This is a genomic window from Streptomyces sp. NPDC001933 (assembly GCF_042890955.1).
GTDB lineage: Bacteria > Actinomycetota > Actinomycetes > Streptomycetales > Streptomycetaceae > Streptomyces.
Map to the genome: position 1 here is coordinate 300,440 of NZ_JBIASS010000010.1, position 21,425 is coordinate 321,864.

Sequence of the window (21,425 nt, forward strand, 5' to 3'; positions counted from 1 at the left end):
ACCGGCAGCAGCAGCCGTGCCGGAAAGGGCAGGGATTCCCAGTGCCAGCGCACCGGTTGCCCCTATTGCTGTCTTCACGGTGGTACGTCGCGTGATCCCGGATGTCATGCCGCCGACGGTAAAGGTCCGATGACCGACCCGACAAGGAGCATGACAAAGCGGCCTCTTGGACGGAGGCCGCGAGCACTTGGACGGATGTCGGGAGGTGCGCCCCGCAGCCGCCCGGTACGTGCGGGCGGCCGGCGAGCGGTTCGAAGTCAGCCCTGCTGGAACAGCTCGGCGGGCAGCGGCTTGAGCAGGGTGTACAGGTCGTCGGTGATCGGCCGGTCCCAGCTGGCGATGGTGACCAGCACACCGTCGCTGCGGTCGAACTGGACGCAGGAGATCCGGCTCTCGGAGAGCTTGACGCGGCGCACGATCAGCAGGTTGTCGCCCTGCATGACGGGCATGTCCTCCGTGCCGGTGACCTCGACCGGCTCGTCGTTCTCCAGCGCGAGCAGCAGCTGGGCGACCTCGAACGGAACCTGTCCCTCCTCGGTCTCGCGGGCGGGCGAACCCTCCGGGAGGTTGCCGATGATCATCGCGGGGCCGCGGCCGCCGAACAGGTCGTAGCGCAGGAAGACGCCCTGACAGCTTCCGTCGGGCGCGGGCAGCAGACCCGCGCCGAGATTTCCGGGCCAGTCCCCCGGGTCCATGGCCAGGACGTCGAAGTCGGGGCCCGCGGGTGTGGCGGCGCTACGGCGGCGGAGGAAGGACATGCAGACATGTTACGTGTCCGGGCTCACCTTGCGGAGCCGGGTCCGCGCAGGCCGGGGCGCCGAAGCGTACGCGGCCCGGCTGCGGGGAGGATTTCCGCGGCCGGGGTCCCGCCCCGGTCACGCTCCGCTCGGCCGGGGTCCGGAGATCACGCTCACCGCTCGCAGCGACCGCGCCACCCACGGTGTGCGGTCCCCGTCGGCCGCGTTCCGCCCCGCCGTGCCGCCGATCGGGTGATCGCGGGTCGAGGGGTCGCGGTCCGGAGCCCCGGCCCCCGCCCCCCGGCCCCGGAGCCGCGAAATGTCACGTCACGGCGCACCCTCAGGTGAGGTCGAACTCGCCCTCGCGGGCGTTCACCACGAAGGCGCGCCATTCGGCCGGGGTGAAGACGAGCGACGCGCTGCCGGGTTTCCCCGCGTTGCGCATCGCGACGAATCCCTCGACGAAGGCGATCTGGACGTCCCCCGCGCCCTGACTGCCCGACCTCCACTGCGCGTTGCCGAGGTCGAGATCCGGCTTGTCCCAGCCCGCGAAGGGATGCTGGGCCGTGGTGCGCTCCGCCACGTCGGCTCCTCCCACTTGTCGTCCCGGGCCAAAGGGTAGTCACCCCCGGCGGTCCCGGACAGGGCGCGAAGGGGGCCTCCGCCGGCCCGGGACCGACCGGTGTCAGCTGCTGGGCGGCTCGGCTCCGACCAGCCACATGGAGAAGAACTGCGCCCCGCCCCCGTAGGCGTGGCCGAGCGCCTTCCGGGCACCCGCCACCTGGTGTTCGCCCGCCTGCCCACGTACCTGCAACGCGGCTTCGGCGAAGCGGATCATGCCGGAGGCGCCGATGGGGTTGGTGGAGAGCACGCCGCCCGACGGGTTCACCGGCAGGTCGCCGTCGAGTTCGGTGACGCCGGACTCGGTGAGCTTCCAGCCCTCCCCCTCGTCGGCGAAGCCCAGGTTCTCCAGCCACATCGGCTCGTACCAGGAGAAGGGCACGTACATCTCCGCGGCGTCGATCTCCCGCCGGGGGTCGCTGATGCCCGCCTGCCGGTACACATCGGCGGCGCAGTCGCGGCCCGCCCGCGGCGAGACGAAGTCCTTTCCCGCGAAGAGGGTCGGCTCGCTGCGCATCGCGCCGCCGTGCACCCAGGCGGGCGGTTGCGGCGAACGGGCCGCCCCGGCACGGTCGGTGAGCACCATCGCGCAGGCCCCGTCGGAGGAAGGGCAGGTCTCCGAATAGCGGATCGGGTCCCAGAGCATCGGTGCCGAGCGGACCTTCTCCAGGGTGATGTCGGGGTCGTGGATGTGCGCGTAGGGATTCTTGAGCGCGTTGCGGCGGTCCTTGTACGCGACGAGGGAGCCCACCGTGTCCGGCGCCCCGGTCCGGCGCATGTACGCCCGTACGTGCGGGGCGAAGAAGCCGCCCGCTCCGGCCAGCAGTGGCTGCTGGAACGGGATCGGCAGCGAGAGCCCCCACATGGCGTTGGACTCGGACTGCTTCTCGAAGGCGAGTGTGAGGACGGTGCGGTGCACCCGCGCGGAGACCAGATTGGCGGCGACCAGCGCGGTGGAACCGCCGACCGAGCCCGCGGTGTGCACCCGGAGCATCGGTTTGCCGACCGCGCCGAGGGCGTCGGCGAGATAGAGCTCCGGCATCATCAGGCCCTCGAAGAAGTCGGGGGCCTTGCCGATGACGACGGCGTCGATGTCCGCCCAGGTCAGGGCCGCGTCCTCCAGTGCGCGGACGGCGGCCTCGCGGACGAGTCCGGCGATGGACACGTCCCGGCGTGCGGCTACGTGCTTCGTCTGGCCGATGCCGACGACGGCCACGGGCTCCTCAGGCATGAGCGCTCTCCCCTTCGAGGACGGCGACCAGGTTCTGCTGGAGGCAGGGCCCGGAGGTGGCGTGGGCGAGTGCCCGGTCGGACTCGCCGCGGTGGATGCGGGCAGCGGCCTCGCCGAGGCGGATCAGCCCGGCCGCCATGACGGGGTTGGCGGCGAGCGCGCCGCCGGACGGGTTGACGTCGACGCTGTCGTCGAGTCGGAGCGCCTTGCGCAGCACCACCTCCTGGGAGGTGAACGGGGCGTGCAACTCGGCGGTGTCCACGGGCCGTTCGAAGGCCCCGGCGTGGGTCGCTGCGAGCCGGGTGGACGGTGAGTCGGTCAGCTCCCGCACACCGAGGGAGTGGGCCTCGATGCGGTGGTCGATGCCCCGGATCCAGGCGGGGCGGGGGCACAGGGCCCGTGCGGTGTCACCGGCGGCGAGGATCACGGCGGCCGCGCCGTCGCCGACCGGTGGGCAGTCGCCGGTGCGCAGTGGCCGCACGACGTAGTCGCCGGCCGGGACCACTCCCTTGAGCTGGGCGTGCGGGTTGTCCGCCGCGGCGGCACGGCTGCGGTGGGCGATCGCGGCGAGAGCCGTCTCGTCCGTGTCGCCCGCGTCGATCAGCGCCTGGGCCTGGAGGGCGGCGAGCGCCACGGAGTCCGGCCAGAGCGGGCCGACGTAGTACGGGTCGAGCTGGCGGGTGAGGACGTCACGCACCTCACCGGGCGAGGACTTTCCGTAGGAGTAGACGAGCGCGGTGTCCGCCTGGCCGGTCTGGATCTTCACCCAGGCCTCGTACAGCGCCCAGGCTCCGTCCATCTCCACGTGGGACTCGGAGATCGGCGGGTTGGCACCGACGCCGTCGAGCGCCATGGTGAAGGAGAAGGCCCGGCCCGCGAGGTAGTCGCTGGAGCCGGAGCAGGTGAAGCCGATGTCGCTCGCCCTGAGCCCGGTCGCGTCCAGGACCTGGTGGAGGACGGGCATCAGTATCTCGACTTCGGAGAGTTCGTCGGTCTGCCGCAGATGGTCGGTCTGCGCGAAGGCGACGATCGCCACGTCTCGCATCTAGAGCAGCTCCTTGTACGCGTCGTAGTCGGCGTCGGGCTCGCCGGTCGGCCGGTAGTGATCGGGGTGCCGCCCGCCCTCGGTCCAGACGGGTTCGACGCGCAGGCCCATGCGCACCTGGTCGTACGGGATGCCGCCGATCCGGGCGTGCAGTGCGAGGTCCGCCCCGTCGAGCGCGATGTGCGCATAGACGTAGGGGACTTCGATGTCCAGGTTCTTGGCCTTGATGTTGACGATGCAGAACGTGGTGACGGTGCCGCGCGGGCCGACCTCGACCTGTTCGGTGGTGGCGACGCCGCAGGTGGGGCAGGCTCCGCGGGGCGGTACGTACACCTTGTGGCAGGACGGGCAGCGCTCGCCGACGATGTGCTGCCGGGAGAGTGCGTCGAGGTAGGCGCTCTGGGCGCGGCCGGGGCTGTACCGGTAGTCGAGCCGGGCCGGGGTGACGATGCCGGTGACGGGGTCGGTGAACTCCCCGTCGTGCGGGGTCGACTGCCCGGTGTCATCGCCCTCGTACGGCTCGAAGCAGGCAATGTCGGTGATCGCGCCGGTGCGTTCGTCGGCCCAGCGGATCCGTACCCGCATGCCGCTGTGCACGGCGTCGGGGCCGGGGGCGTCGAGGGCGTGCAGCAGTGCGGTGTCGGCGCCGTCGAGCCGGACCAGGACCCAGGCGAAGGGGGTGGCGAGGGGCTGGGCGGGGCGGGGGGCGGGGTTCCAGGCCCAGGTGGTGACGGTGCCGGTGGCGGCGACCTCGGTCAGTTCGCGGAGCTCCTCCGCGGTGACGGGGTCGTACTCGACGGGCGGGACCAGGACCTTTCCCCCGGCGGTGGTCACGCCGAGGACGGTGCGTTCGCGCAGTCCGGTGAGGAAGGCGCTCTGGACGGGCCCCAGGGAGCGGGTGAAGGGGAATTCGACCACCAGCGGTGCGCTGAGGGTTTCGGGCACGGTTGACTCCTCGGCTCAGGCGCGCCGGTAGACGGGCGGCCGCTTCTCGGCGAAGGCGCGGGCGCCTTCCTTGGCGTCTTCGGTCGCGAACACCGGCCAGCCGCGCTTCAGTTCGGCGGCCAGTCCCTCGGTCTCGGTCATCTCCGCGGTCTCGTACACGGACGCCTTGACGGCTTCGACGGCGAGCGGTCCGCAGGCGTTGATCCGTTCGGCGACGGCGAGGGCCTCCTCCAGTGCCGTGCCGTCGGGGACGACCCGGCCGATCAGCCCGATGCCGGCCGCCTCCTCGGCGCTGTACGCACGTCCGGTGAGGAGCATTTCGAGCGCGTGCGTCCGGGCGATCTGGCGCGGCAGCCGGACCGTCGACCCGCCGATGGGGAAGAGACCGCGCTGCACCTCGAAGAGCCCGAAGGTGGCGCCCGCCCCGGCGATCCGGATGTCGGTGCCCTGGAGGATCTCGGTGCCTCCCGCGACGCAGTGGCCCTCCACGGCGGCGATGACCGGTTTGCGGGGGCGGTGGTGGCGCAGCATCGCCTTCCAGTGCAGATCGGGGTCGGCAGTCATGCGGTCCCGGTACTGCTCGCCCTCCATTCCCTTGCCCGCCAGGGCCTTGAGGTCCATGCCGGCGCAGAAGCAGCCGCCCGCGCCGGTGAGGATCACCGAGCGGATCGTGTCGTCCTCGTCCGCCGCCAGCCAGCCGTCGTAGAGCCCGACCAGCATCGGCAGCGACAGGGCGTTCTTCGCCTCCGGCCTGTTCAGGGTGAGCACCAGTGTGGCGCCCTCGCGCTGCACGACAAGGTGTTCCGTACCACCCATTGTCCGCCTCCCGTCTAAAGACCTAGAACAGGTTGCAGTAGGCGGTGGCCCAGTTCAATAGTTTTCTGACAGCTAGTCAGATTTCCTCGACGGCACCCCTTCCCAGTTGAGCCTCCCGGCGCTCTAATGACCGCCGAGCCAGTCAGATTCCGGGGTCAGGAGGAACGGTGGAGTACAACCTTGCCGACCTGTTCGAGTCGGTCGTCGACGCGGTCCCGGAACGCGAGGCGCTCGTCTACGTCGACCATCCCGGCACGGGCGCGGAGCGCCGGCTGACGTACGCGGAGCTGGACGCGGCGGCCAACCGCCTGGCCCACCATCTGATCGAGGCGGGCATCACTCCGGGCGAGCATCTGGGGCTGCACCTCTACAACGGGGTGGAGTACCTCCAGACCGTGCTGGCCTGCCTGAAGGCCCGCATCGTTCCCGTCAACGTGAACTACCGTTACGTGGAAGAGGAGTTGATCTACCTCTACCGTGACGCGGATCTGGCCGCGTTGGTCTTCGACGCCGAGTTCGACGAACGGGTCGCGGCCGCCGCGCCGAAGGCCCCCGGCCTGCGCCATCTCGTACGGGTGGGGGTGCCGGAGGCGGGGGTACGCGGCCCGGACGCCGTCGCCTTCACCGATGCCGAGGCGTCCGGCAGCCCGGAGCGCGGGTTCCCGCCGCGGTCGGCCGACGACCAGTTCATCATCTACACCGGCGGCACCACCGGAATGCCCAAGGGTGTGATGTGGCGCCAGGAGGACCTCTTCTTCTCCGGCCTCGGCGGGGGCGCACCCACCGGCGAGCCGGTGAAGTCCCCGCAGGAGCTGGCCGAGCGGGTCGCCGCGGGCGGTGACGGGATCACCTTCTTCCCCACTCCGCCGCTGATGCACGGCACCTCGACGCTCACCGCCTTCATCGGTTTCAACTTCGGGCAGCGGGTCGTGGTCCACCGCAAGTTCGTGCCCGAGGAGGTGCTCCGTACGATCGAGAAGGAGAAGGTCACCAGTGTGTCACTGGTGGGCGACGCGATGCTGCGGCCGCTGATCGACGCACTGAAGGGCCCACTGAAGGGCACCGACTGCTCCGCGATGTTCTCGGTGTCCAGTTCGGGCGCGATCATGTCGGACTCGGTGCGCGCCGAATTCCAGGAACTGGTGCCGACGGTGATGCTGCTGAACAACTTCGGCTCGTCGGAGTCCGGGTTCAACGGCACGGCGACCGCCGACTCCGGGCCGGAGAACGGGTTCCGGCTCCGGGTCAACTCCCGTACGGCGGTGGTCGATCCGGCGACGTACGAGCCGGTGGCTCCGGGTGAGCCGGGACGGATCGCCCAGCGCGGGCACGTGCCGCTCGGCTACTACAACGACCCCGGCAAGACCGCGGAGACCTTCTTCCGGCGGGGCGACGAGCGATGGGTCCTGCTCGGGGACATGGCGACGGTAGACGAGGAGGGCATCGTCACGGTCCTCGGCCGCGGCTCGCAGTGCATCAACACCGGGGGCGAGAAGGTGTACCCCGAGGAGGTCGAGCAGGCGCTGAAGGCCCACCCGGACGTGTACGACGCACTGGTCGCCGCGGTTCCCGACGAACGGTGGGGCAACCGTGTCGCGGCGGTGGTGCAGCTGCGCGAGGGTGCGGCCGAGCCCACGCTCGACGATCTCCAGGCCCACTGCCGGACCCGGCTGGCGGGCTACAAGATCCCCCGCCGGCTGGTGATCACCCGCCGGATCCAGCGCTCGCCCAGCGGCAAGGCCGACTACCGGTGGGCCCGCTCGGTCGTCGCACCGCGGCCCGGATCCGGGGAGTGAGGGCGGGCCCGGCCGCGGGGCGGACCGGGCCCGGTCACGGTCACCGAGCGGCGGAGCCCACGTCACCCATTCGGGCACGCTCCGAACCCATCCGCTCACCCTATGTGGCAACAGGGGGAGATCGCCCATAGTTTTCGACTCATGAAGAAACGAAACATCAGGGCTTTTGTCCCGATCCTGGCCCTCTCAGCCGCTGGGTGTGGAATGTCCTCCGCCTCGGCCACGGACTCGCACGAGGTCCGTCCGGGCGAGTCGATCCAGAAAGCGGTGGACGCCGCCCAGCCGGGTGACACCATCGTCCTGCTGCCCGGCACGTACCGGGAGAGCGTCCTGGTCACCAAACCCGACCTGACCCTGCGCGGCGCCGGCAGCAAGACCGTGATCCGGCCTGCCGAGGCGGGCACGAAGGCCGCCGACGCCTGCACGAAGGCCGGCAGTGGAATCTGCGTCCAGGGCCGGTCGGGCAAGACCGTGGACGGCGTCCGCATCGAATCGCTGACCTTGTCCGGGTTCAAGAAGAACGGCGTCTGGGCCTCCTGGACCGACCGGCTGACCGTCCGCCGGGTCATCTCCGAGCACAACGGTGTCTGGGGCATCGCCCAGGAGCGCTCCACCCGCGGCGCGTTCATCGGCAACACCGCCCGTGCCAACGGCGACGCCGGCATCTTCGTCGCGAACACCGTCGACAAGGAGGGCGGCGCCACCGACACCCGGGGCACCGAGGTCCGGGAAAACACGCTGAAGGACAACCGGATCGGATTCACCGCCAGGCGGGTCCGGAACCTCTCGGTCCACGACAACAGCGCCTCCGGCAACTGCACCGGTGTGTTCGTCGTGGGCGACGAAGGAAAGCCGCAGGCCGGCGCCATGACCATCGAGTCCAACGAGATCACCGGCAACAACAAGTTCTGCTCCGCGACCGAACGGCTGTCGGCCCTCCAGGGCTCCGGCCTCGTGCTCACCGGCGCCGCGGACACCAAGGTGCGCTCGAACACCATCCGCGACAACTCCGGCGCCACCCCGATGTCCGGCGGCGTCGTCCTGTTCAAGAGCTTCGTGGGCACGAAGAACACCGGCAACACCATCACCGGCAACGTCGTGCTCGGCAACAAGCCGGCCGACCTCGCCAATGGGGACACCGGCAAGGGCAACACCTTCACCGACAACGTCTGCGCCAAGTCCGCACCGGCCGGCATGTGCTGACCGGTGCACCCCCGCACGAGGAGAAGCGAGACAGCATGACCACTGTGAGCCCCACCCCGACCCCCGCCCCCTCCCCCGTACACGCCGCCCTCCCGCACCCAGTCACTCCCCCGCAGCCGGCCATGCAACTGCGTGAGCTGGTCTTCGGCGCGGCCAGGGCCGCCGCCGTGCGCGCCGCCGCCCGTCTGGGCGTCGCCGACGCGCTGGGCGAGACGCCCGCCACGGCGCAGGAGCTCGCGGCGCTGGTGAAGGCCGAGCCGGCGCCGCTGCGGCGGCTGCTGCGCGCCCTGTCCTGCTACGGGATCTTCACCGAGACCCCGGACGGGCAGTTCGCCCACACGGAGATGTCACGCCTGCTGCGCAAGGACGACCCCAACAGCCTGCGCGACATCTCGCTGTGGTGCACCGAGCCCTGGACCTGGGACGTCTGGCCGCGCCTCGACGACGCGGTGCGCACCGGCAAGAGCGTCTTCGCCGACGTGCACGGCAAGGGGTTCTTCGACTACCTCCACCAGGAGGCCCACGAGTCCGCGCAGATCTTCAACCGTGCGATGACCACCTCCAGCATGCAGTCCGCGCTGGACGTCGCCGAGCTCCTGGACCTCACCGGGGTGTCCACGGTCGCCGACATCGGCGGCGGCCAGGGGCACGTACTGGCGAGCCTGCTGGAGAAGGACCCCTCGCTGCACGGCACGCTGATGGATCTGCCGGGCGTGGTGGCCCGCGCCGACGCGCGGCTGCGCGACGAGGGCGCGCTCGTCGACCGGACCCGGATCGTCGCCGGGGACTGCCGTGAGGCCATCCCCGTCGATGCCGATCTCTACATCATCAAGAACATCCTGGAGTGGGACGACGAGAGCACCCGCAGGACGCTGCGCAACGTGATCGCGGCGGCCCGGCCGGGCGCCAGGGTCGTCGTCATCGAGAACCTCGTCGACGACACCCCCTCGATGCGGTTCACCACCGCGATGGACCTGCTGCTGCTCCTGAACGTGGGCGGCGCGAAGCACACCAGGGAGAGCCTGGTCACCCGGATCTCGGACGCCGGGCTGCTGATCGGCGACGTCGTCGCGGTCAACCCCTACCTGGACGCGTTCGAGTGCGTGGTCCCCGGCTGACCTCCCCCCCTCCCCGGGCATGCGAATCGCCCCGGGTCCGGCCTCTCGGCCGGACCCGGGGCGATCGTCCGTCTCAGGCGGGGGTGCCGCGCTCCCACGTGTAGAACTCGTGGGCCATGGCGTCCTTGGGGCTCCGCCAGGTCTTCGGGTCGTACGCGCTGACGTAGGCGGTGAGCTTGTCGCTGATGTCCCTGAACTCGGGGTGCTCGGTCACCTTCGCGATCTCGGGGCCCGGCGGCTGCTCCGACTCGATCAGGTGCAGATACACGTCGCCGAACTGGAAGAGCTTGCGCCTGGTCACACCGACGAGGTGGGGCAGTTCGCCGCTGTCGGAGGCCGCGAACAGTTCGGCGATGTCCGGCGCCGAACCCGGTGCCATCCGGGCGACGATCAGAGCGTGGTGCATCGGGAGTTGCCTTTCTGGTTCGCGGCCCGCCACCCGGCCCGGGGGCGGGGTGGCGGGCCGTGGGCGGATGGCGGGTCAGTTGGCCCCGACCGGGGCGGTGCGGCGCTCCCGGTCGCGCTGCTCGATCTTGTCCCGGATCAGCTCCATCTGGACCTTGGAGTTGCGGTTGATGTTGTCGGTCATCCAGGCGTCGTCGACGGGTGCGTCGGGACGCATCGCGAAGTCCTGGGTCCAGTGCATCTTCGTGCCGCCGGGCACCTCGGAGTACTCCCACCGGATGTTCATGTGCTGGAACGGACCGGGCTCCACACGACGGGCGCGGACCGTGCGCCCACCGCGGTCCACGGTCCGCTCGGAGACCCAGCTCCACACCTTGTCGTTCTCGTCGGGGTGCATCGTCAGACGGAAGGTGGTGCTGTCACCGTCCCGCTCGATGATCTCGACCGCGGCGTACTCACTGAACAGCCGCGGCCAGTTCTCCAGGTCGTTCGTCACGTCCCAGACCAGGTCCAGGGGGGCGGCGATGGTGATCTCGTTCTCGGTGTGTCCGGGCACTTCAGGCTCCTGTCATGAGGCTGTTGTTGACGAGGTCGAGGAATTCCTGCGGGGTCTTGCAACGGTCCGCGTCGGCCGGCAGCGGCCGGCCGTGCCGGTTCTCCAGCACGCCGACGATGCCGAGCAGGCCCAGCGAGTCCAGGCCGTACTCGTCGAAGGCCGAACCGGGGCGCTGCTCCATGTCGAGCGGGTCGACGGAGACTCCGGCGCCCTTCTTCATCAGGACGGCGAGTTCCGTGTAGGTCAGTCGGTCGGTCATGAGGACTTCTCCTTCTCACGTTCGGGGGTCGGTGGAGCACCGCAGCACGATCGCGGCGTTCGAGCCCATGAGCCCGCGGCTGAGCACCAGCGCCGTCCGCAGTTCGGCGGGGCGGGCGCAGCCGGTGACGACGTCGAGGTCGTGGCACACCTCGAAGACGTTCGGCGTCGGGGGTATGAGCGCGTTCTCCATGGAGAGCACCGCGGCGGCCGCGTCCAGCACCGGTGCACCGCAGTACGCGCGCCCGATCCCGGTCTTCGGCGCCGTCACCGGGACCCGCTTGCCGTGCGCGCCGAGGGCGTCGGCGATCGCCAGCGCCTCGGCGTGGTCGGCCGCGGGTACGCCGAGGGCGTCCGCGAAGACGACGTCGATCTCGTCCGGCGCGCAGTCGGCCTCCCGCAGGGCGCCGATGATCGCCTGGGCGAGGCCCTCCCGGGACTCCTTCCATCTGGCCGCTCCGGTGAACGTGGCGGCGTGCCCGGCGAGTTCGGCCCGTACCCTGGCGCCGCGCCGGCGTGCCGACTGCTCCTCCTCGACCACCAGCATGGCGCCGCCCTCGGCCGGCACGAAGCCGCAGGCGTCCGAGGTGAACGGCCGGTAGGCGCGGGTGGGGTCCTCGACGGTGCTCAGGTCCTCGTACCCGAGCTGGCAGACGACCGAGTAGGGCGCCAGCGGGGCCTCGGCCGCGCCGACCACCACCGCCTCGGCACCGCCCCGGATCGAACGGGCGGCGTGCGCCAGCGCGTCCAGACCGCCGGCCTCGTCGCTGGCCACGACCGCGCACGGCCCCTTGAAGCCGCCGCGGATCGAGATCTGGCCGGTGCTGGCCGCGTAGAACCAGGCGATGGACTGGTAGGGGCCCACATAGCTGGAGCCCTGTCCCCACAGCCGCTGGAGTTCACGCTGGCCGAACTCTCCGCCGCCGGAGCCGGCCGCGGTGACGACGCCGACGTCGAAGGGTGAGTCCTCGTAGTCGGCGCGGCCGAGCCGGGCGTCGTCCAGCGCGATGTCCGCGGCGGCCATCGCGAAGTGCGTGAACTTGTCGGTCTGGACGAGGAAGCGCTCCTCGATCAGCTCGACCGCCTCGAATCCCCGCACTTCGCCCGCGACCCGCAGGGGCAGGTGTTCGCAGCCCTCGCGGGTGACCCGGTCGAGGACGCTTATTCCTTCGTGCGTCCGCTTCCAGAAGGCTTCGGTGTTGTTGCCGTTGGGGGCGACCACACCGATGCCGGTGACGACGGTGCGCCGGGCTTTGCGGGTTCTCATGGTGTCCTCCCACCTGTACGGGTCAGGGCGACCGCGGACTGGAAGCCGCCGAAGCCGCTGCCCACCGAGAGGACGCTGCGCAGCTTCATCGGGCGTGCGGTGCGGGGCACGTAGTCGAGGTCGCACTCGGGGTCGGGGGTCTCGTAGTTCGCCGTCGGCGGCACCGTCTGGTGCTCCAGGGCGAGTACGCAGGCCGCGATTTCTATCGCCCCGATCGCCCCCAGAGAGTGGCCGACCATGGACTTGATCGAACTCATCGGGATGTCGAAGGCGTGCGCGCCCAGGGCCCGCTTCACGGCGGCCGTCTCGTGCCGGTCGTTCTGCTTGGTGCCCGAGCCGTGCGCGTTGACGTAGTCGATCTGCGTGCCGTCCATGCGGGCGTGGCCCAGCGCCCGGTTGATCGCCTCGGCCATCTCCAGGCCCTCGGGGGTCAGCCCGGTCATGTGGTAGGCGTTGCCGAAGGTGGCGTAGCCCGCGATCTCGCAGTACACCGTGGCACCGCGGGCGCGGGCGTGTTCCAGCTCCTCCAGGACGAGGACCGCGCCGCCCTCGCCCATGACGAAGCCGTCGCGGCGTGCGTCGAACGGCCGGGAGGCGTGCTCCGGGTCGTCGTTGTTCGCCGAGGTGGCCTTGATCGCGTCGAAGCACGCCACGGTGATCGGGGTGATCGGTGAGTCGGACGCCCCGGCGACGCACACGTCGACGCGGCCCTCCTCGATGGACTGGAAGGCGTACCCGATCGCGTCGAGACCGGAGGTGCAGCCCGTGGAGACGGTCTGCACCGGGCCGTGCGCACCGACCTGCTCGGCGACCGCCGAGGCGAGCGAACTGGGTGAGAAGGCCCGCTCCAGGTGCGGGCCGGCCGGCCGGGGGTCGACGTCCCAGCGCGCACCGCTCTCACTGACCGCGACGTAGTCGTGCTCCAGCCGGGTGGTGCCGCCGACCGCGGTGCCCAGCGACACCCCCATGCGCCAGGGGTCCACCTTCTCCGGGTCGAGGCCCGCGTCGCCGAGGGCCTCCCTGGCCGCCACCATCGCGAACTGGATGTAGCGGTCCGACCGGTCGACGGTGCCGGCGTCCAGCCCGTGCGCCGCCGGGTCGAAGTCGCACTCGGCGGCGATCCGGGAGCGGAAGCCGGCCGGGTCGAAGAGCGTGATGCCCCGGGTGGCGGTGCGTCCGTTCGCGAGGAGGTCCCAGAAGGCCGGTGCGCCGATGCCGCCCGGGGCGACGACACCGACGCCGGTGACCGCCACGCGGCGGGTCATGAAGCGGCCTCCGTTCGTTCCGGAGGTGCGACGCGGTCCGCGGATTCGGTGTGCTCGGTGTCGACGTGGCCGAGTTCGGGGCGCGGGGCGAGCGGGCCGAGGTGGAAGACCATGCGGGCCTCGACATCGCCCACGTTGCGGAATCGGTGGCGTACATGGGGAGGGATCAGCAGGCCCTGGTCGGGCCGCATCCGGTGCGGTTCACCGTCCAGGTCCACTTCCAGCAGCCCGTTCACCACGTACACGAACTCCTCCGAGTACGGGTGGTAGTGCTCGCCGATGCGGTCGCCGGGCTGGACGATCGCCAGCCCCATGAAGCCACTGGTGGCTCCCACCGCTGTCGGGGTGAGCATGGCGCGCAGGTCTCCTCCGCGCCTGCGGTTGGGCTGCGTCTCACTGAGGTCCACGATGCGTGGCCGGTGCATGGTCATGACTGCTTTCCTCCTGGCGCATTGCGCGTTGTAATGACGGGTTGAGCGAGAACCCCCCAGGGTGCGGATGCGCGGTTCAGGACTCCATGGCCCGCCGATCTGTGATCAGGGTCATCTCGGACTGCGTGAGGAAGTGCGAGATGCCCTGCTCGTCCGTGGGCACGGCGTTGTTCCCGCCGTCGAGGAGACGCCCGAGCCTTGCCACCTTGCCGGCGCCGTCGATGCCCACCGCCTGGGCGGGCTGGGCGTCGATGGGTTCGACCGCTTCGAGGAGGCGGACGACGACGTCGTCGCGCTGGAAGATGGTGCTGCTGTCGATGATGCTCGTCGGGTCGTCGGCCGCCTCCTCGTCGTGCTCGGCCAGGAGCCGGGCGAGTGCCATGCCGCAGCCCTCCTTGGCCTGGTAGAAGAGCGCGTGCCGGCGGACGTCCTCGGCCTTGTGCCGGCCGGCGGTCACGTGATGGACGGTGGGGAGCGCCGCCCGGGTGAAGAACATCCGGGCGGAGTCCGGGTCGCTGAGGTCCCGGTCCTGCACCAGATACGGGTTGATCGCCTCTTCGACGGCCCTGACCTCGGGCTGCCGGGCGACGTGGCGCAGGGCGGCGAGCAGGTCGCCCTCGACCTCGACGGCCCGCACGACGCGGTTTCCGTGCATGAAGAGCGAGGTGCGGCGCAGTCGGGTGTCCTCGTCGACCCGTGCGTTGGGGGAGTCGTAGTCGGCGAGGATCTTGGCCACGATGTCCTCGGTGCCCGGCTTGACGGTGAAGGTGAGCGCGTGGCGCACCACGCCGTCACCCAGACGCGGGGACGCCTGGAGGCGGCCCTTGGCCGGCTCGGGTGCCATCTCGAAGGCCTTCCCGGTCTCCCGCAGCACGCTGAACCGCAGCGACCTGGTGTCGCGCACGCAGTTGTGCAGCGGCTGGACCGTGGCGACGTGCTCCTCGCTGTTCACCCAGGCGAGGAACGGGGGTGCGCTGTCCCATTCGCTGGTGATCAGCCACTGAGAGGGGTTCTCGATGGACTGGCACAGCTGGTCGCTGATGTGCCCTGGAACGGATGCCACCTGATTGCGCAGGTGCTCGTACGCCTCCAGAAACTCCTTCTGGGCACCGTCGTAGAGGTCCAGCAGCAGCACGACGCGCAGCCGGGAACCGTCGAAGGCGGACTGGGAGATCCGTTCCGAGAGGGTGGTGGTCATCTTTCGATCTCCTTCGAGGACGGTTCGCCGGCCGTGCCGGGTGGCACGCCGTCAACCGTCGGTTGGCGAGTGGATTCGGAGCGGGGACTCTCCCGGCGGATGTGATCGGTCCGCCCCCCGGGCCGCGGGCGTCGTCTCCGTGACCGATCGTGAAACGCTGGTCCGGGTGGCGCGAGATTTATGAACCGTTCAGGTGAGCAGGCGTCCGAACCGCTCTCACCAGGGCATTGAACATTGCATCCGAACGGCGTCCGAGCTGGAGCAACTGATGAACGAGAACGTCGACATTCGCGTACCGGTCCTCATCGTGGGCGGCTCCCTGGTGGGCCTGTCCGCCTCGCTATTCCTCGGCCGGCTCGGGATCGAGCACCTTCTGGTCGAGAAGCACCGGTCCACTTCCACCCACCCGCGCGGCCGCGGCAACAACGTCCGCACGATGGAGGTGTTCCGTGCCGCGGGTGCCGAGGCCGGCATCCGGCGGGCGGCCTCGGTCCTCGCCGACAACCACGGCATCCTGCAAGCCGGTTCACTCACCGGGGACGACCAGGAGTGGCTGTTCAAGGAGATCGACCCGGGGGGCGGGATCGCCCGGTTCAGCCCGACCGGCTGGTGCCTGTGCAGCCAGAACGACCTGGAGCCGGTGCTGGTGGAACAGGCCCGGGAACAGGGCGGTGACCTGCGGTTCTCCACCGAGATGCAGAGCTTCGACCAGGACCCGTCGGGGGTGGACGCGGCGCTGAAGAACCGGGAGACCGGCGAGCACATCAGTGTCCGCGCGGACTACCTCATCGCGGCCGACGGCCCGCGCAGCCCCATCCGTGAGCAGCTGCGCATCGACCGTACGGGTCCCGGCGACCTGTTCCACAACGTCAGCATCACCTTCCGCTCCCGGCAGCTCGCCGATGTGCTGGGCGACCGGCGGTTCATCGTCTGCTATCTGACCAACCCGGCAGCGGACGGAGCCCTGTTGCCGGTCGACAACAAGAAGGACTGGGTGTTCCACGCGCCGTGGCAGCCACAACTCGGCGAAACCATGGAGGACTTCACCGACGAGCGGTGTGCCGAGCACATCCGCACCGCGGTCGGCGCTCCGGGCATCGACATCGAGATCACCGGGAAGGCGCCGTGGCACGCCGCGGAGCGGGTCGCCGAGCGCTACTCCAGCGGCCGGGTCTTCCTCGCCGGTGACTCGGCGCACGAGATGTCCCCCACCGGCGCGTTCGGCTCCAACACCGGCATCCAGGACGCGCACAACCTGGCGTGGAAGCTCGCCGCCGTTCTGAAGGGCGAGGCGGGCCCCGGCCTGCTGGACACCTACGAGGCGGAGCGGCTGCCGGTGGCGCGGGCGACGAGCCAACGGGCTTCGGCGCGCTCCAGCGAGCACAGCCACCCCGGATATTCGGCGGCGCCGGGCGTCGGCGGCGGGAAGCAGGGCGGCATGCTCAGCGTGGCGCTGGGCTACCGCTACGTCCGCGGCGCGGTGCTGGGCACCGACCCCGAGCAGCCGGTGGTGCCGCAGGGCGTGCAGTTGAACGGTGAACCTGGAAGTCGCGCGCCGCATCTGTGGGTTCATCAGGGCGGTGAGCGCAAGTCCACACTCGATCTGTACGAACACACCCTCGTGCTGCTCACCGACGGTACGGACGTGACGTGGCGGCGGGCCGCGGCACGGGTCGCCGACCGGCTCTCGGTGCGGCTCCAGGCGTACGGCATCGGTGCGGGCTCCGATCTGGAGCCGGAGAACGGCGCGGACTGGGCCGAACTCCACGGCACCACGGCTCAGGGCGCCGTGCTGGTGCGTCCGGACGGCTTCGTGGCCTGGCGGTCGACGGACCCCGCGGCGGATGCCGAGAGCACCCTCCACGAGGTCCTGACCACCCTGCTGCACCGCTCCTGACCGGGCCGGCGGCATCGGCGGCGGGCTCAGGACAGACCGAACGCCCGTAACGCCGAGAGGAATTCTTCCGGCCGGTCGGTATGGACGTGGTGTCCGGCGTCGATGGTGACGAACCGGCCGTCCGGTATCCGCCCCGCCAGCCGGCTCAGCCTTTCCTGGGCAATCTGGCTGGTGGGGCCGCCGCCGATGACGAGGGTGGGGGCGGTGATCCCGCCGAGCCGTTCCGCCCAGGCGGGATCGGGCTCGTTCAGCTGGGCATCGGTCGACGGCACCAGGGCCCAGTCGAAGTCGAGTTCGCCGTCGGGCCGTTCGGCGAGGGGGCGCGGCGGATCGAGCGGGAACGGCGGCGGCATCTCCTCCAGGACGAGCCGGCCGATCAGCCCGGGTTCCCGCTCGGCGAGCAGACAGGCGGCAGCGGCGCCCATGGAGTGGCCGATCACCGTGGCCCCCGCCAGATTGCGTGCCTCCAGGAAGGCGTGCAGATCGTCCCGGAACAGCTCGAAGGAGTAGCGGCCGGGCCAGTCGCTGAGTCCGTGACCGCGGAAGTCGAAGGCGTACACCCGGTGTTCGGAGGCGAGGCGTTCGGCGACCTCGGTCCAGGTCCCGCTGTTGTCGCAGCGGCCGTGGGCGAGCACGACGGGTGGCGCCGCCGGGTCTCCCCAGACCCGGTGGGCGAGCCGGGTGCCACCGGCGTGCACGCTGTGCACCTCCGGGTCGAGGAAGGCCTCCACCGTACGGACGAAGGCGCCCGGGTCGTCGAGCCAGGGGAAGTGCGCGGCGCCGCGCTGCACGACGAACTCGGCGTCGGGGAAGAGCGCGACCAGTTCGGCGGCGCGGTCCGGGGTCGGTCCCGCGTCGTACTCCCCCGCGAGGACGAGCACCGGTGCGGTGACCGCCGCCAGCGCGGCGTTCGTGGTGGGCGGATCGAAGACGCCGTCCTGGTAATAGACCGAACCGGCCTCGGAGTTGGTCTGTGCGGCCGCCTCGGCGGCATGGGCGCGCGCGGCATCGTCCCAGCGCCCGTAGGCGAACGGCGCGACCGCGGCCCGGACCCGGTCCGAGGCACGGCCGGCGAGGAAGTCGTCCAGCGCGGCCCGCGCCTGCGTGAACCACGGTTCGTGGCGCCGCAGTTCACTCGCCTCACGCCAGTCCTGCTCGGTGACGTCGATGCCGACCGCCCGGGTGCCGGGGGTGACGAGCGTGAGCGTACGGATCCTCTCCGGGTACCTGGCGGCGTACAGCGCGGCCAGGTTGGCGGAGGCGGAGTGGGCGAGCAGGTCGACGCGTTCCTCGCCGAGGTGTTCGCGCAGCGCCTCGACGTCGTCGACCAGCCGGTCGCAGCGGTAGGCCGACGGGTCGTCCGGCACCGCGGAGTCCCCGGTGCCGCGCAGATCCGGCACCACGAGCCGGCGGCGGGCACAGAGGCCGCCGAGGTCCCCGAGGTACGCACCGGCCCGCATCGGCCCGCCGGGCAGGCAGATCAGCGGTGCGCCCTTCCCGAGAAGGCGGTAGGCGAGTTCGGTCCCGTCGTATGCGTGGAAGATCGGCATGCCCGCCATCCAAACAGCGCCCGACGGGCGGCGCAGCCGTGTTCGGTATGAGCGAAGCCGCGATGTGGATCAGCCGCGTCGCCCCTCTTGCCATCGGGCGGAACATACTGAATTACTGCTACCGAAAGATCGACCGAATGATCGGTCGCCTGCTCGGAAGAGGGAGATCCCGATGACGTCTGCGCTGGACCAGGCGGAACGGCTGGGCCGGGACGAGCTGGAGGCACTCCAGCTGGAGCGGCTGCGGGCCACGCTGCACCACGCGTACGAGAACGTCGGCCACTACCGGGCCGCGTTCGACCGGGCCGGGCTGCGCCCGGACGACTGCCGTACGCTCGCCGATCTCGCCCGCTTCCCCTTCACGACCAAGGCCGATCTGCGGGACAACTACCCCTTCGGCATGTTCGCCGTGCCCGAGGAGCAGGTGCGCCGGATCCACGCGTCCAGCGGGACGACGGGCCGTCCGACCGTCGTCGGCTACACCCAGCGGGACCTGGACACCTGGGCCGACGTCGTCGCCCGCTCCATCCGGGCGGCCGGCGGGCGCCCCGGGCAGAAGGTCCATGTGGCTTACGGGTACGGGCTGTTCACCGGCGGGCTCGGCGCCCACTACGGGGCGGAGCGGCTCGGCTGCACGGTCATTCCCGCCTCGGGGGGCATGACCGCCCGCCAGGTCCAGCTGATCCAGGACTTCCGCCCCGAGATCATCATGGTGACCCCGTCGTACATGCTGACCCTCCTCGACGAGTTCGAACGGCAGGGCGTCGATCCGCGGTCGACCTCCCTGAAGGTCGGGATCTTCGGTGCCGAGCCATGGACGCAGGAGATGCGGCGCGAGATCGAGGAGCGGTTCGCCATCGACGCCGTCGACATCTACGGGCTCTCGGAGGTGATGGGGCCCGGTGTGGCGCAGGAGTGTGTCGAGACGAAGGACGGGCTGCACATCTGGGAGGACCACTTCTATCCCGAGGTCGTCGACCCCTTCACCGGTGAGGTGCTGCCCGAGGGCGAGGAGGGCGAGCTGGTCTTCACCTCGCTCACCAAGGAGGCCATGCCAGTGATCCGCTACCGGACGCGGGACCTGACCCGGCTGCTGCCGGGCACGGCCCGGGTGTTCCGGCGGATGGAGAAGGTGACCGGGCGCAGCGACGATCTGGTGATCCTGCGCGGCGTGAACCTCTTCCCGACGCAGATCGAGGAGATCGTGCTGCGCACCCCGGGGGTGGCGCCGCACTTCCAGCTGCGGCTGACCCGGGAGGGCCGGCTCGACGCGCTGACCGTACGGGCCGAGGCGCGGGCCGGGGCCACCCCGGAGCAGCGGACGGCGGCCGCGGCGTCGATCACGGCGGCCGTCAAGGACGGGATCGGGGTGTCGGTCGGGGTGGAGATCGTCGATCCCGAGACGCTGGAGCGGTCGGTCGGCAAGTTCCGGCGGATCGTGGACGAGCGCGGCGGGCGTGCGGACACGCCCTGAGGGCTCCGGGCCGTCCGCTACGCGAACCGGTCGCGCAGCTCCCGCTTGAGGATCTTGCCGCTGGCATTGCGTGGCAGTTCGTCCACGAAGAGGACCTTCTTCGGGGCCTTGAAGTGGGCGAGCCGCTCGCGGGCGTGGTCGATGAGTTCGGCCGCCGTCGCGTCGCCGCGCAGCACCACGACGGCGGTGACGGCCTCGATCCAGCGCTCGTCGGGCAGTCCGACGACCGCGGCCTCGGCGACGGCGGGGTGGGTGTAGAGGGCGTCCTCGACCTGCCGGGAGGCGACGAGGACGCCGCCGGAGTTGATGACGTCCTTCACCCGGTCGACGACGGTGAGGAAGCCCTCGGCGTCGCGCACCGCGAGGTCGCCGGAGTGGAACCAGCCGTCGCGGAAGGCTTCGGCGGTCTCCTCGGGCTTGTCCCAGTAGCCCTCGCACAACTGGGGTGAGCGGTAGACCACTTCGCCGGCCGTGCCGTCGGGGACCTCCTGGCCGTCCTCGTCGACGACCCGGGCCTCGACGAAGAGGACGGGCCTGCCGCAGGAGTCCATCCGGCCCTCGTGCTCGTCCGGTCCGAGGACGGCGGCGAGCGGGCCGATCTCGCTCTGCCCGAAGCAGTTGTAGAAGGCGAGCGCGGGCAGCCGTTCGCGGAGCCGTTCCAGTACGGGCACGGGCATGATCGAAGCACCGTAGTACGCCTTGCGCAGGCCGCCGAGTTCGCGGGTGGCGAAGTCGGGGTGCTGGGAGATGCCGATCCAGACGGTCGGCGGGGCGAAGACGCTGTCGGCCTGCCCCGTCTCGACGAGGTCGAAGATCCGGTCGGCGTCGGGTGCGTCGAGGATGGTATTCCGCGCCCCGACCGCGAGGTAGGGCAGCAGGAAGACATGCATCTGCGCGGAGTGGTAGAGCGGCAGCGAGTGGACGGGCCGGTCGGTGGCGCGCAGGTCGAGCGCCGTGATGGCGCTGACGTACTCGTGCACGAGCGCCCCGTGGGTCATCATCGCGCCCTTGGGCTGCGCGGTGGTGCCCGAGGTGTAGAGCAGCTGGACGAGGTCTGTCGCGGCCGGTTCCCGTTCCGGGACGAAGGGGCGCGGGGTGGCGGTCGCCGCCAGCAGGGAGTCCGGTGCGTCGCGCAGCGGGCGTACGGGGAACGCGGCCGGAATCCGGCCGGCGAGGTCCGGGTCGGTGAGGACGAGGGCGCTGCCGGACTGTTCGAGGATGTACGTGAGGTCGTCGCCGGTGAGGTTCTGGTTGACCGGTACGTGGACCAGGCCCGCGCGGGCGCAGCCGAGAAAGCCGATCAGATACGCGTCGGAGTTGTGCGCGTAGCAGGCGACCCGGTCGCCGGGGCGCAGTCCGTGCTCGCCTGCGAGCACGGCGGCGGCGGTGCTGACGGCCGTGTCGAGCTCCGCGTACGTCCATGACCTGTCCGCGTACCGCAGGGCGGTGCGCTCCGGGGTGCGCCGGGCGCTCCGTGCCAGGACTCCGTCGACTGTGCTGCTCCGTACACCTGTCATGGCGTGATCCTGTGCGGCCGGAACCCGGGGGTCAAGGGTCCGGATACCGGTGGGGATGTTGACAGGGGTGCGAGCGTGCTGGCTGAGTTGCGCGT

Annotated in this window: 20 protein-coding genes; 5 read left to right on the plus strand and 15 right to left on the minus strand. The window is 70.9% G+C overall.

The window, feature by feature from the left end:
- Positions 1-257: 257 nt before the first annotated feature.
- From ACFYY7_RS25005 to ACFYY7_RS25030, 6 genes are all read right to left on the minus strand, one after another.
- Positions 258-758 carry a hypothetical protein gene (locus ACFYY7_RS25005; RefSeq protein ID WP_018550733.1) on the minus strand — a complete coding sequence of 167 codons (501 nt, stop codon included), beginning with the start codon at positions 756-758 and terminating at the stop codon, positions 258-260.
- 319 nt (positions 759-1,077) lie between these two features.
- Positions 1,078-1,320: a DUF397 domain-containing protein gene (locus tag ACFYY7_RS25010; RefSeq protein WP_388664638.1), complete on the minus strand. Its 243-nt coding sequence runs from the start codon at positions 1,318-1,320 to the stop codon at positions 1,078-1,080.
- Positions 1,321-1,422: 102 nt separating this feature from the next.
- Entirely contained in the window at positions 1,423-2,589 is a 1,167-nt protein-coding gene (locus tag ACFYY7_RS25015; protein WP_388664640.1) for a thiolase domain-containing protein, read from the minus strand.
- Positions 2,582-3,634 carry a thiolase domain-containing protein gene (locus tag ACFYY7_RS25020; RefSeq protein WP_388664642.1) on the minus strand — a complete coding sequence of 351 codons (1,053 nt, stop codon included), beginning with the start codon at positions 3,632-3,634 and terminating at the stop codon, positions 2,582-2,584. The genes ACFYY7_RS25015 and ACFYY7_RS25020 overlap by 8 nt, the downstream gene beginning before the upstream one ends.
- Entirely contained in the window at positions 3,635-4,579 is a 945-nt protein-coding gene (locus ACFYY7_RS25025) for a Zn-ribbon domain-containing OB-fold protein (protein ID WP_388664646.1), read from the minus strand. It abuts the gene before it with no gap.
- Positions 4,580-4,594: 15 nt separating this feature from the next.
- Positions 4,595-5,395 (minus strand): crotonase/enoyl-CoA hydratase family protein, encoded by an 801-nt coding sequence (locus tag ACFYY7_RS25030; protein ID WP_388664648.1) that lies wholly within the window; start codon positions 5,393-5,395, stop codon positions 4,595-4,597.
- 167 nt (positions 5,396-5,562) lie between these two features.
- On the opposite strand from ACFYY7_RS25030, the gene ACFYY7_RS25035 reads away from it, so the two are divergent.
- From ACFYY7_RS25035 to ACFYY7_RS25045, 3 genes are all read left to right on the plus strand, one after another.
- Positions 5,563-7,191, plus strand: coding sequence for an acyl-CoA synthetase (locus ACFYY7_RS25035; protein ID WP_388664650.1), 1,629 nt, complete (start codon positions 5,563-5,565; stop codon positions 7,189-7,191).
- Between the two features lie 141 nt (positions 7,192-7,332).
- Positions 7,333-8,394, plus strand: a complete 1,062-nt coding sequence (locus ACFYY7_RS25040) for a nitrous oxide reductase family maturation protein NosD (protein WP_388664652.1) — start codon at positions 7,333-7,335, stop codon at positions 8,392-8,394.
- A gap of 35 nt (positions 8,395-8,429) precedes the next feature.
- Positions 8,430-9,512: a methyltransferase gene (locus ACFYY7_RS25045; protein ID WP_388664654.1), complete on the plus strand. Its 1,083-nt coding sequence runs from the start codon at positions 8,430-8,432 to the stop codon at positions 9,510-9,512.
- Between the two features lie 73 nt (positions 9,513-9,585).
- Here ACFYY7_RS25045 and ACFYY7_RS25050 read toward each other — a convergent pair whose 3' ends face one another.
- The 7 genes from ACFYY7_RS25050 to ACFYY7_RS25080 form a co-directional block, all read right to left on the minus strand.
- Positions 9,586-9,918: a TcmI family type II polyketide cyclase gene (locus ACFYY7_RS25050; RefSeq protein WP_356087529.1), complete on the minus strand. Its 333-nt coding sequence runs from the start codon at positions 9,916-9,918 to the stop codon at positions 9,586-9,588.
- A 75-nt stretch (positions 9,919-9,993) separates the two neighbouring features.
- The gene (locus tag ACFYY7_RS25055) at positions 9,994-10,473 is read right to left on the minus strand and encodes an SRPBCC family protein (protein WP_388664656.1); all 480 of its coding nucleotides are present in this window, start codon (positions 10,471-10,473) and stop codon (positions 9,994-9,996) included.
- A gap of 1 nt (position 10,474) precedes the next feature.
- Entirely contained in the window at positions 10,475-10,732 is a 258-nt protein-coding gene (locus tag ACFYY7_RS25060; RefSeq protein WP_266734639.1) for an acyl carrier protein, read from the minus strand.
- 15 nt (positions 10,733-10,747) lie between these two features.
- Positions 10,748-11,998, minus strand: a complete 1,251-nt coding sequence (locus tag ACFYY7_RS25065) for a beta-ketoacyl synthase N-terminal-like domain-containing protein (RefSeq protein ID WP_388664658.1) — start codon at positions 11,996-11,998, stop codon at positions 10,748-10,750.
- The gene (locus ACFYY7_RS25070; RefSeq protein WP_266734641.1) at positions 11,995-13,263 is read right to left on the minus strand and encodes a beta-ketoacyl synthase; all 1,269 of its coding nucleotides are present in this window, start codon (positions 13,261-13,263) and stop codon (positions 11,995-11,997) included. Before ACFYY7_RS25070 ends, ACFYY7_RS25065 begins: the two co-directional genes overlap by 4 nt.
- A complete protein-coding gene (locus ACFYY7_RS25075; protein WP_093551855.1) occupies positions 13,260-13,694 on the minus strand; it encodes a cupin domain-containing protein in 435 nt (144 codons plus the stop codon). The genes ACFYY7_RS25070 and ACFYY7_RS25075 overlap by 4 nt, the downstream gene beginning before the upstream one ends.
- 76 nt (positions 13,695-13,770) lie before the next feature.
- Positions 13,771-14,892 carry a SchA/CurD-like domain-containing protein gene (locus ACFYY7_RS25080; protein WP_388664660.1) on the minus strand — a complete coding sequence of 374 codons (1,122 nt, stop codon included), beginning with the start codon at positions 14,890-14,892 and terminating at the stop codon, positions 13,771-13,773.
- A 268-nt stretch (positions 14,893-15,160) separates the two neighbouring features.
- Between ACFYY7_RS25080 and ACFYY7_RS25085 the strand changes: the two genes are divergently transcribed.
- Positions 15,161-16,789, plus strand: coding sequence for an FAD-dependent oxidoreductase (locus ACFYY7_RS25085; protein ID WP_388664662.1), 1,629 nt, complete (start codon positions 15,161-15,163; stop codon positions 16,787-16,789).
- Positions 16,790-16,815: 26 nt separating this feature from the next.
- Here the strand turns inward: ACFYY7_RS25085 and ACFYY7_RS25090 are convergent, their stop codons facing one another.
- Positions 16,816-18,339, minus strand: a complete 1,524-nt coding sequence (locus tag ACFYY7_RS25090; RefSeq protein ID WP_388664664.1) for an alpha/beta fold hydrolase — start codon at positions 18,337-18,339, stop codon at positions 16,816-16,818.
- Between the two features lie 172 nt (positions 18,340-18,511).
- On the opposite strand from ACFYY7_RS25090, the gene paaK reads away from it, so the two are divergent.
- The gene (gene paaK / locus ACFYY7_RS25095) at positions 18,512-19,813 is read left to right on the plus strand and encodes a phenylacetate--CoA ligase PaaK (protein WP_376420223.1); all 1,302 of its coding nucleotides are present in this window, start codon (positions 18,512-18,514) and stop codon (positions 19,811-19,813) included.
- A 17-nt stretch (positions 19,814-19,830) separates the two neighbouring features.
- Here paaK and ACFYY7_RS25100 read toward each other — a convergent pair whose 3' ends face one another.
- Positions 19,831-21,330: an acyl-CoA synthetase gene (locus ACFYY7_RS25100; protein ID WP_388664667.1), complete on the minus strand. Its 1,500-nt coding sequence runs from the start codon at positions 21,328-21,330 to the stop codon at positions 19,831-19,833.
- Positions 21,331-21,425 lie beyond the last annotated feature (95 nt).

What these genes read in the sequence shown, in the direction of transcription:
- ACFYY7_RS25005 (WP_018550733.1), bottom strand. Translation starts at nt 758, where the DNA reads ATGTCCTTCCTCCGCCGCCGTAGCGCCGCCACACCCGCGGGCCCCGAC.
- ACFYY7_RS25015 (WP_388664640.1), bottom strand. Translation starts at nt 2,589, where the DNA reads ATGCCTGAGGAGCCCGTGGCCGTCGTCGGCATCGGCCAGACGAAGCAC.
- ACFYY7_RS25020 (WP_388664642.1), bottom strand. Translation starts at nt 3,634, where the DNA reads ATGCGAGACGTGGCGATCGTCGCCTTCGCGCAGACCGACCATCTGCGG.
- ACFYY7_RS25030 (WP_388664648.1), bottom strand. Translation starts at nt 5,395, where the DNA reads ATGGGTGGTACGGAACACCTTGTCGTGCAGCGCGAGGGCGCCACACTG.
- ACFYY7_RS25040 (WP_388664652.1), top strand. Translation starts at nt 7,333, where the DNA reads ATGAAGAAACGAAACATCAGGGCTTTTGTCCCGATCCTGGCCCTCTCA.
- ACFYY7_RS25045 (WP_388664654.1), top strand. Translation starts at nt 8,430, where the DNA reads ATGACCACTGTGAGCCCCACCCCGACCCCCGCCCCCTCCCCCGTACAC.
- ACFYY7_RS25050 (WP_356087529.1), bottom strand. Translation starts at nt 9,918, where the DNA reads ATGCACCACGCTCTGATCGTCGCCCGGATGGCACCGGGTTCGGCGCCG.
- ACFYY7_RS25060 (WP_266734639.1), bottom strand. Translation starts at nt 10,732, where the DNA reads ATGACCGACCGACTGACCTACACGGAACTCGCCGTCCTGATGAAGAAG.
- ACFYY7_RS25065 (WP_388664658.1), bottom strand. Translation starts at nt 11,998, where the DNA reads ATGAGAACCCGCAAAGCCCGGCGCACCGTCGTCACCGGCATCGGTGTG.
- ACFYY7_RS25070 (WP_266734641.1), bottom strand. Translation starts at nt 13,263, where the DNA reads ATGACCCGCCGCGTGGCGGTCACCGGCGTCGGTGTCGTCGCCCCGGGC.
- ACFYY7_RS25075 (WP_093551855.1), bottom strand. Translation starts at nt 13,694, where the DNA reads ATGACCATGCACCGGCCACGCATCGTGGACCTCAGTGAGACGCAGCCC.
- ACFYY7_RS25080 (WP_388664660.1), bottom strand. Translation starts at nt 14,892, where the DNA reads ATGACCACCACCCTCTCGGAACGGATCTCCCAGTCCGCCTTCGACGGT.
- ACFYY7_RS25085 (WP_388664662.1), top strand. Translation starts at nt 15,161, where the DNA reads ATGAACGAGAACGTCGACATTCGCGTACCGGTCCTCATCGTGGGCGGC.
- ACFYY7_RS25090 (WP_388664664.1), bottom strand. Translation starts at nt 18,339, where the DNA reads ATGCCGATCTTCCACGCATACGACGGGACCGAACTCGCCTACCGCCTT.
- paaK (WP_376420223.1), top strand. Translation starts at nt 18,512, where the DNA reads ATGACGTCTGCGCTGGACCAGGCGGAACGGCTGGGCCGGGACGAGCTG.
- ACFYY7_RS25100 (WP_388664667.1), bottom strand. Translation starts at nt 21,330, where the DNA reads ATGACAGGTGTACGGAGCAGCACAGTCGACGGAGTCCTGGCACGGAGC.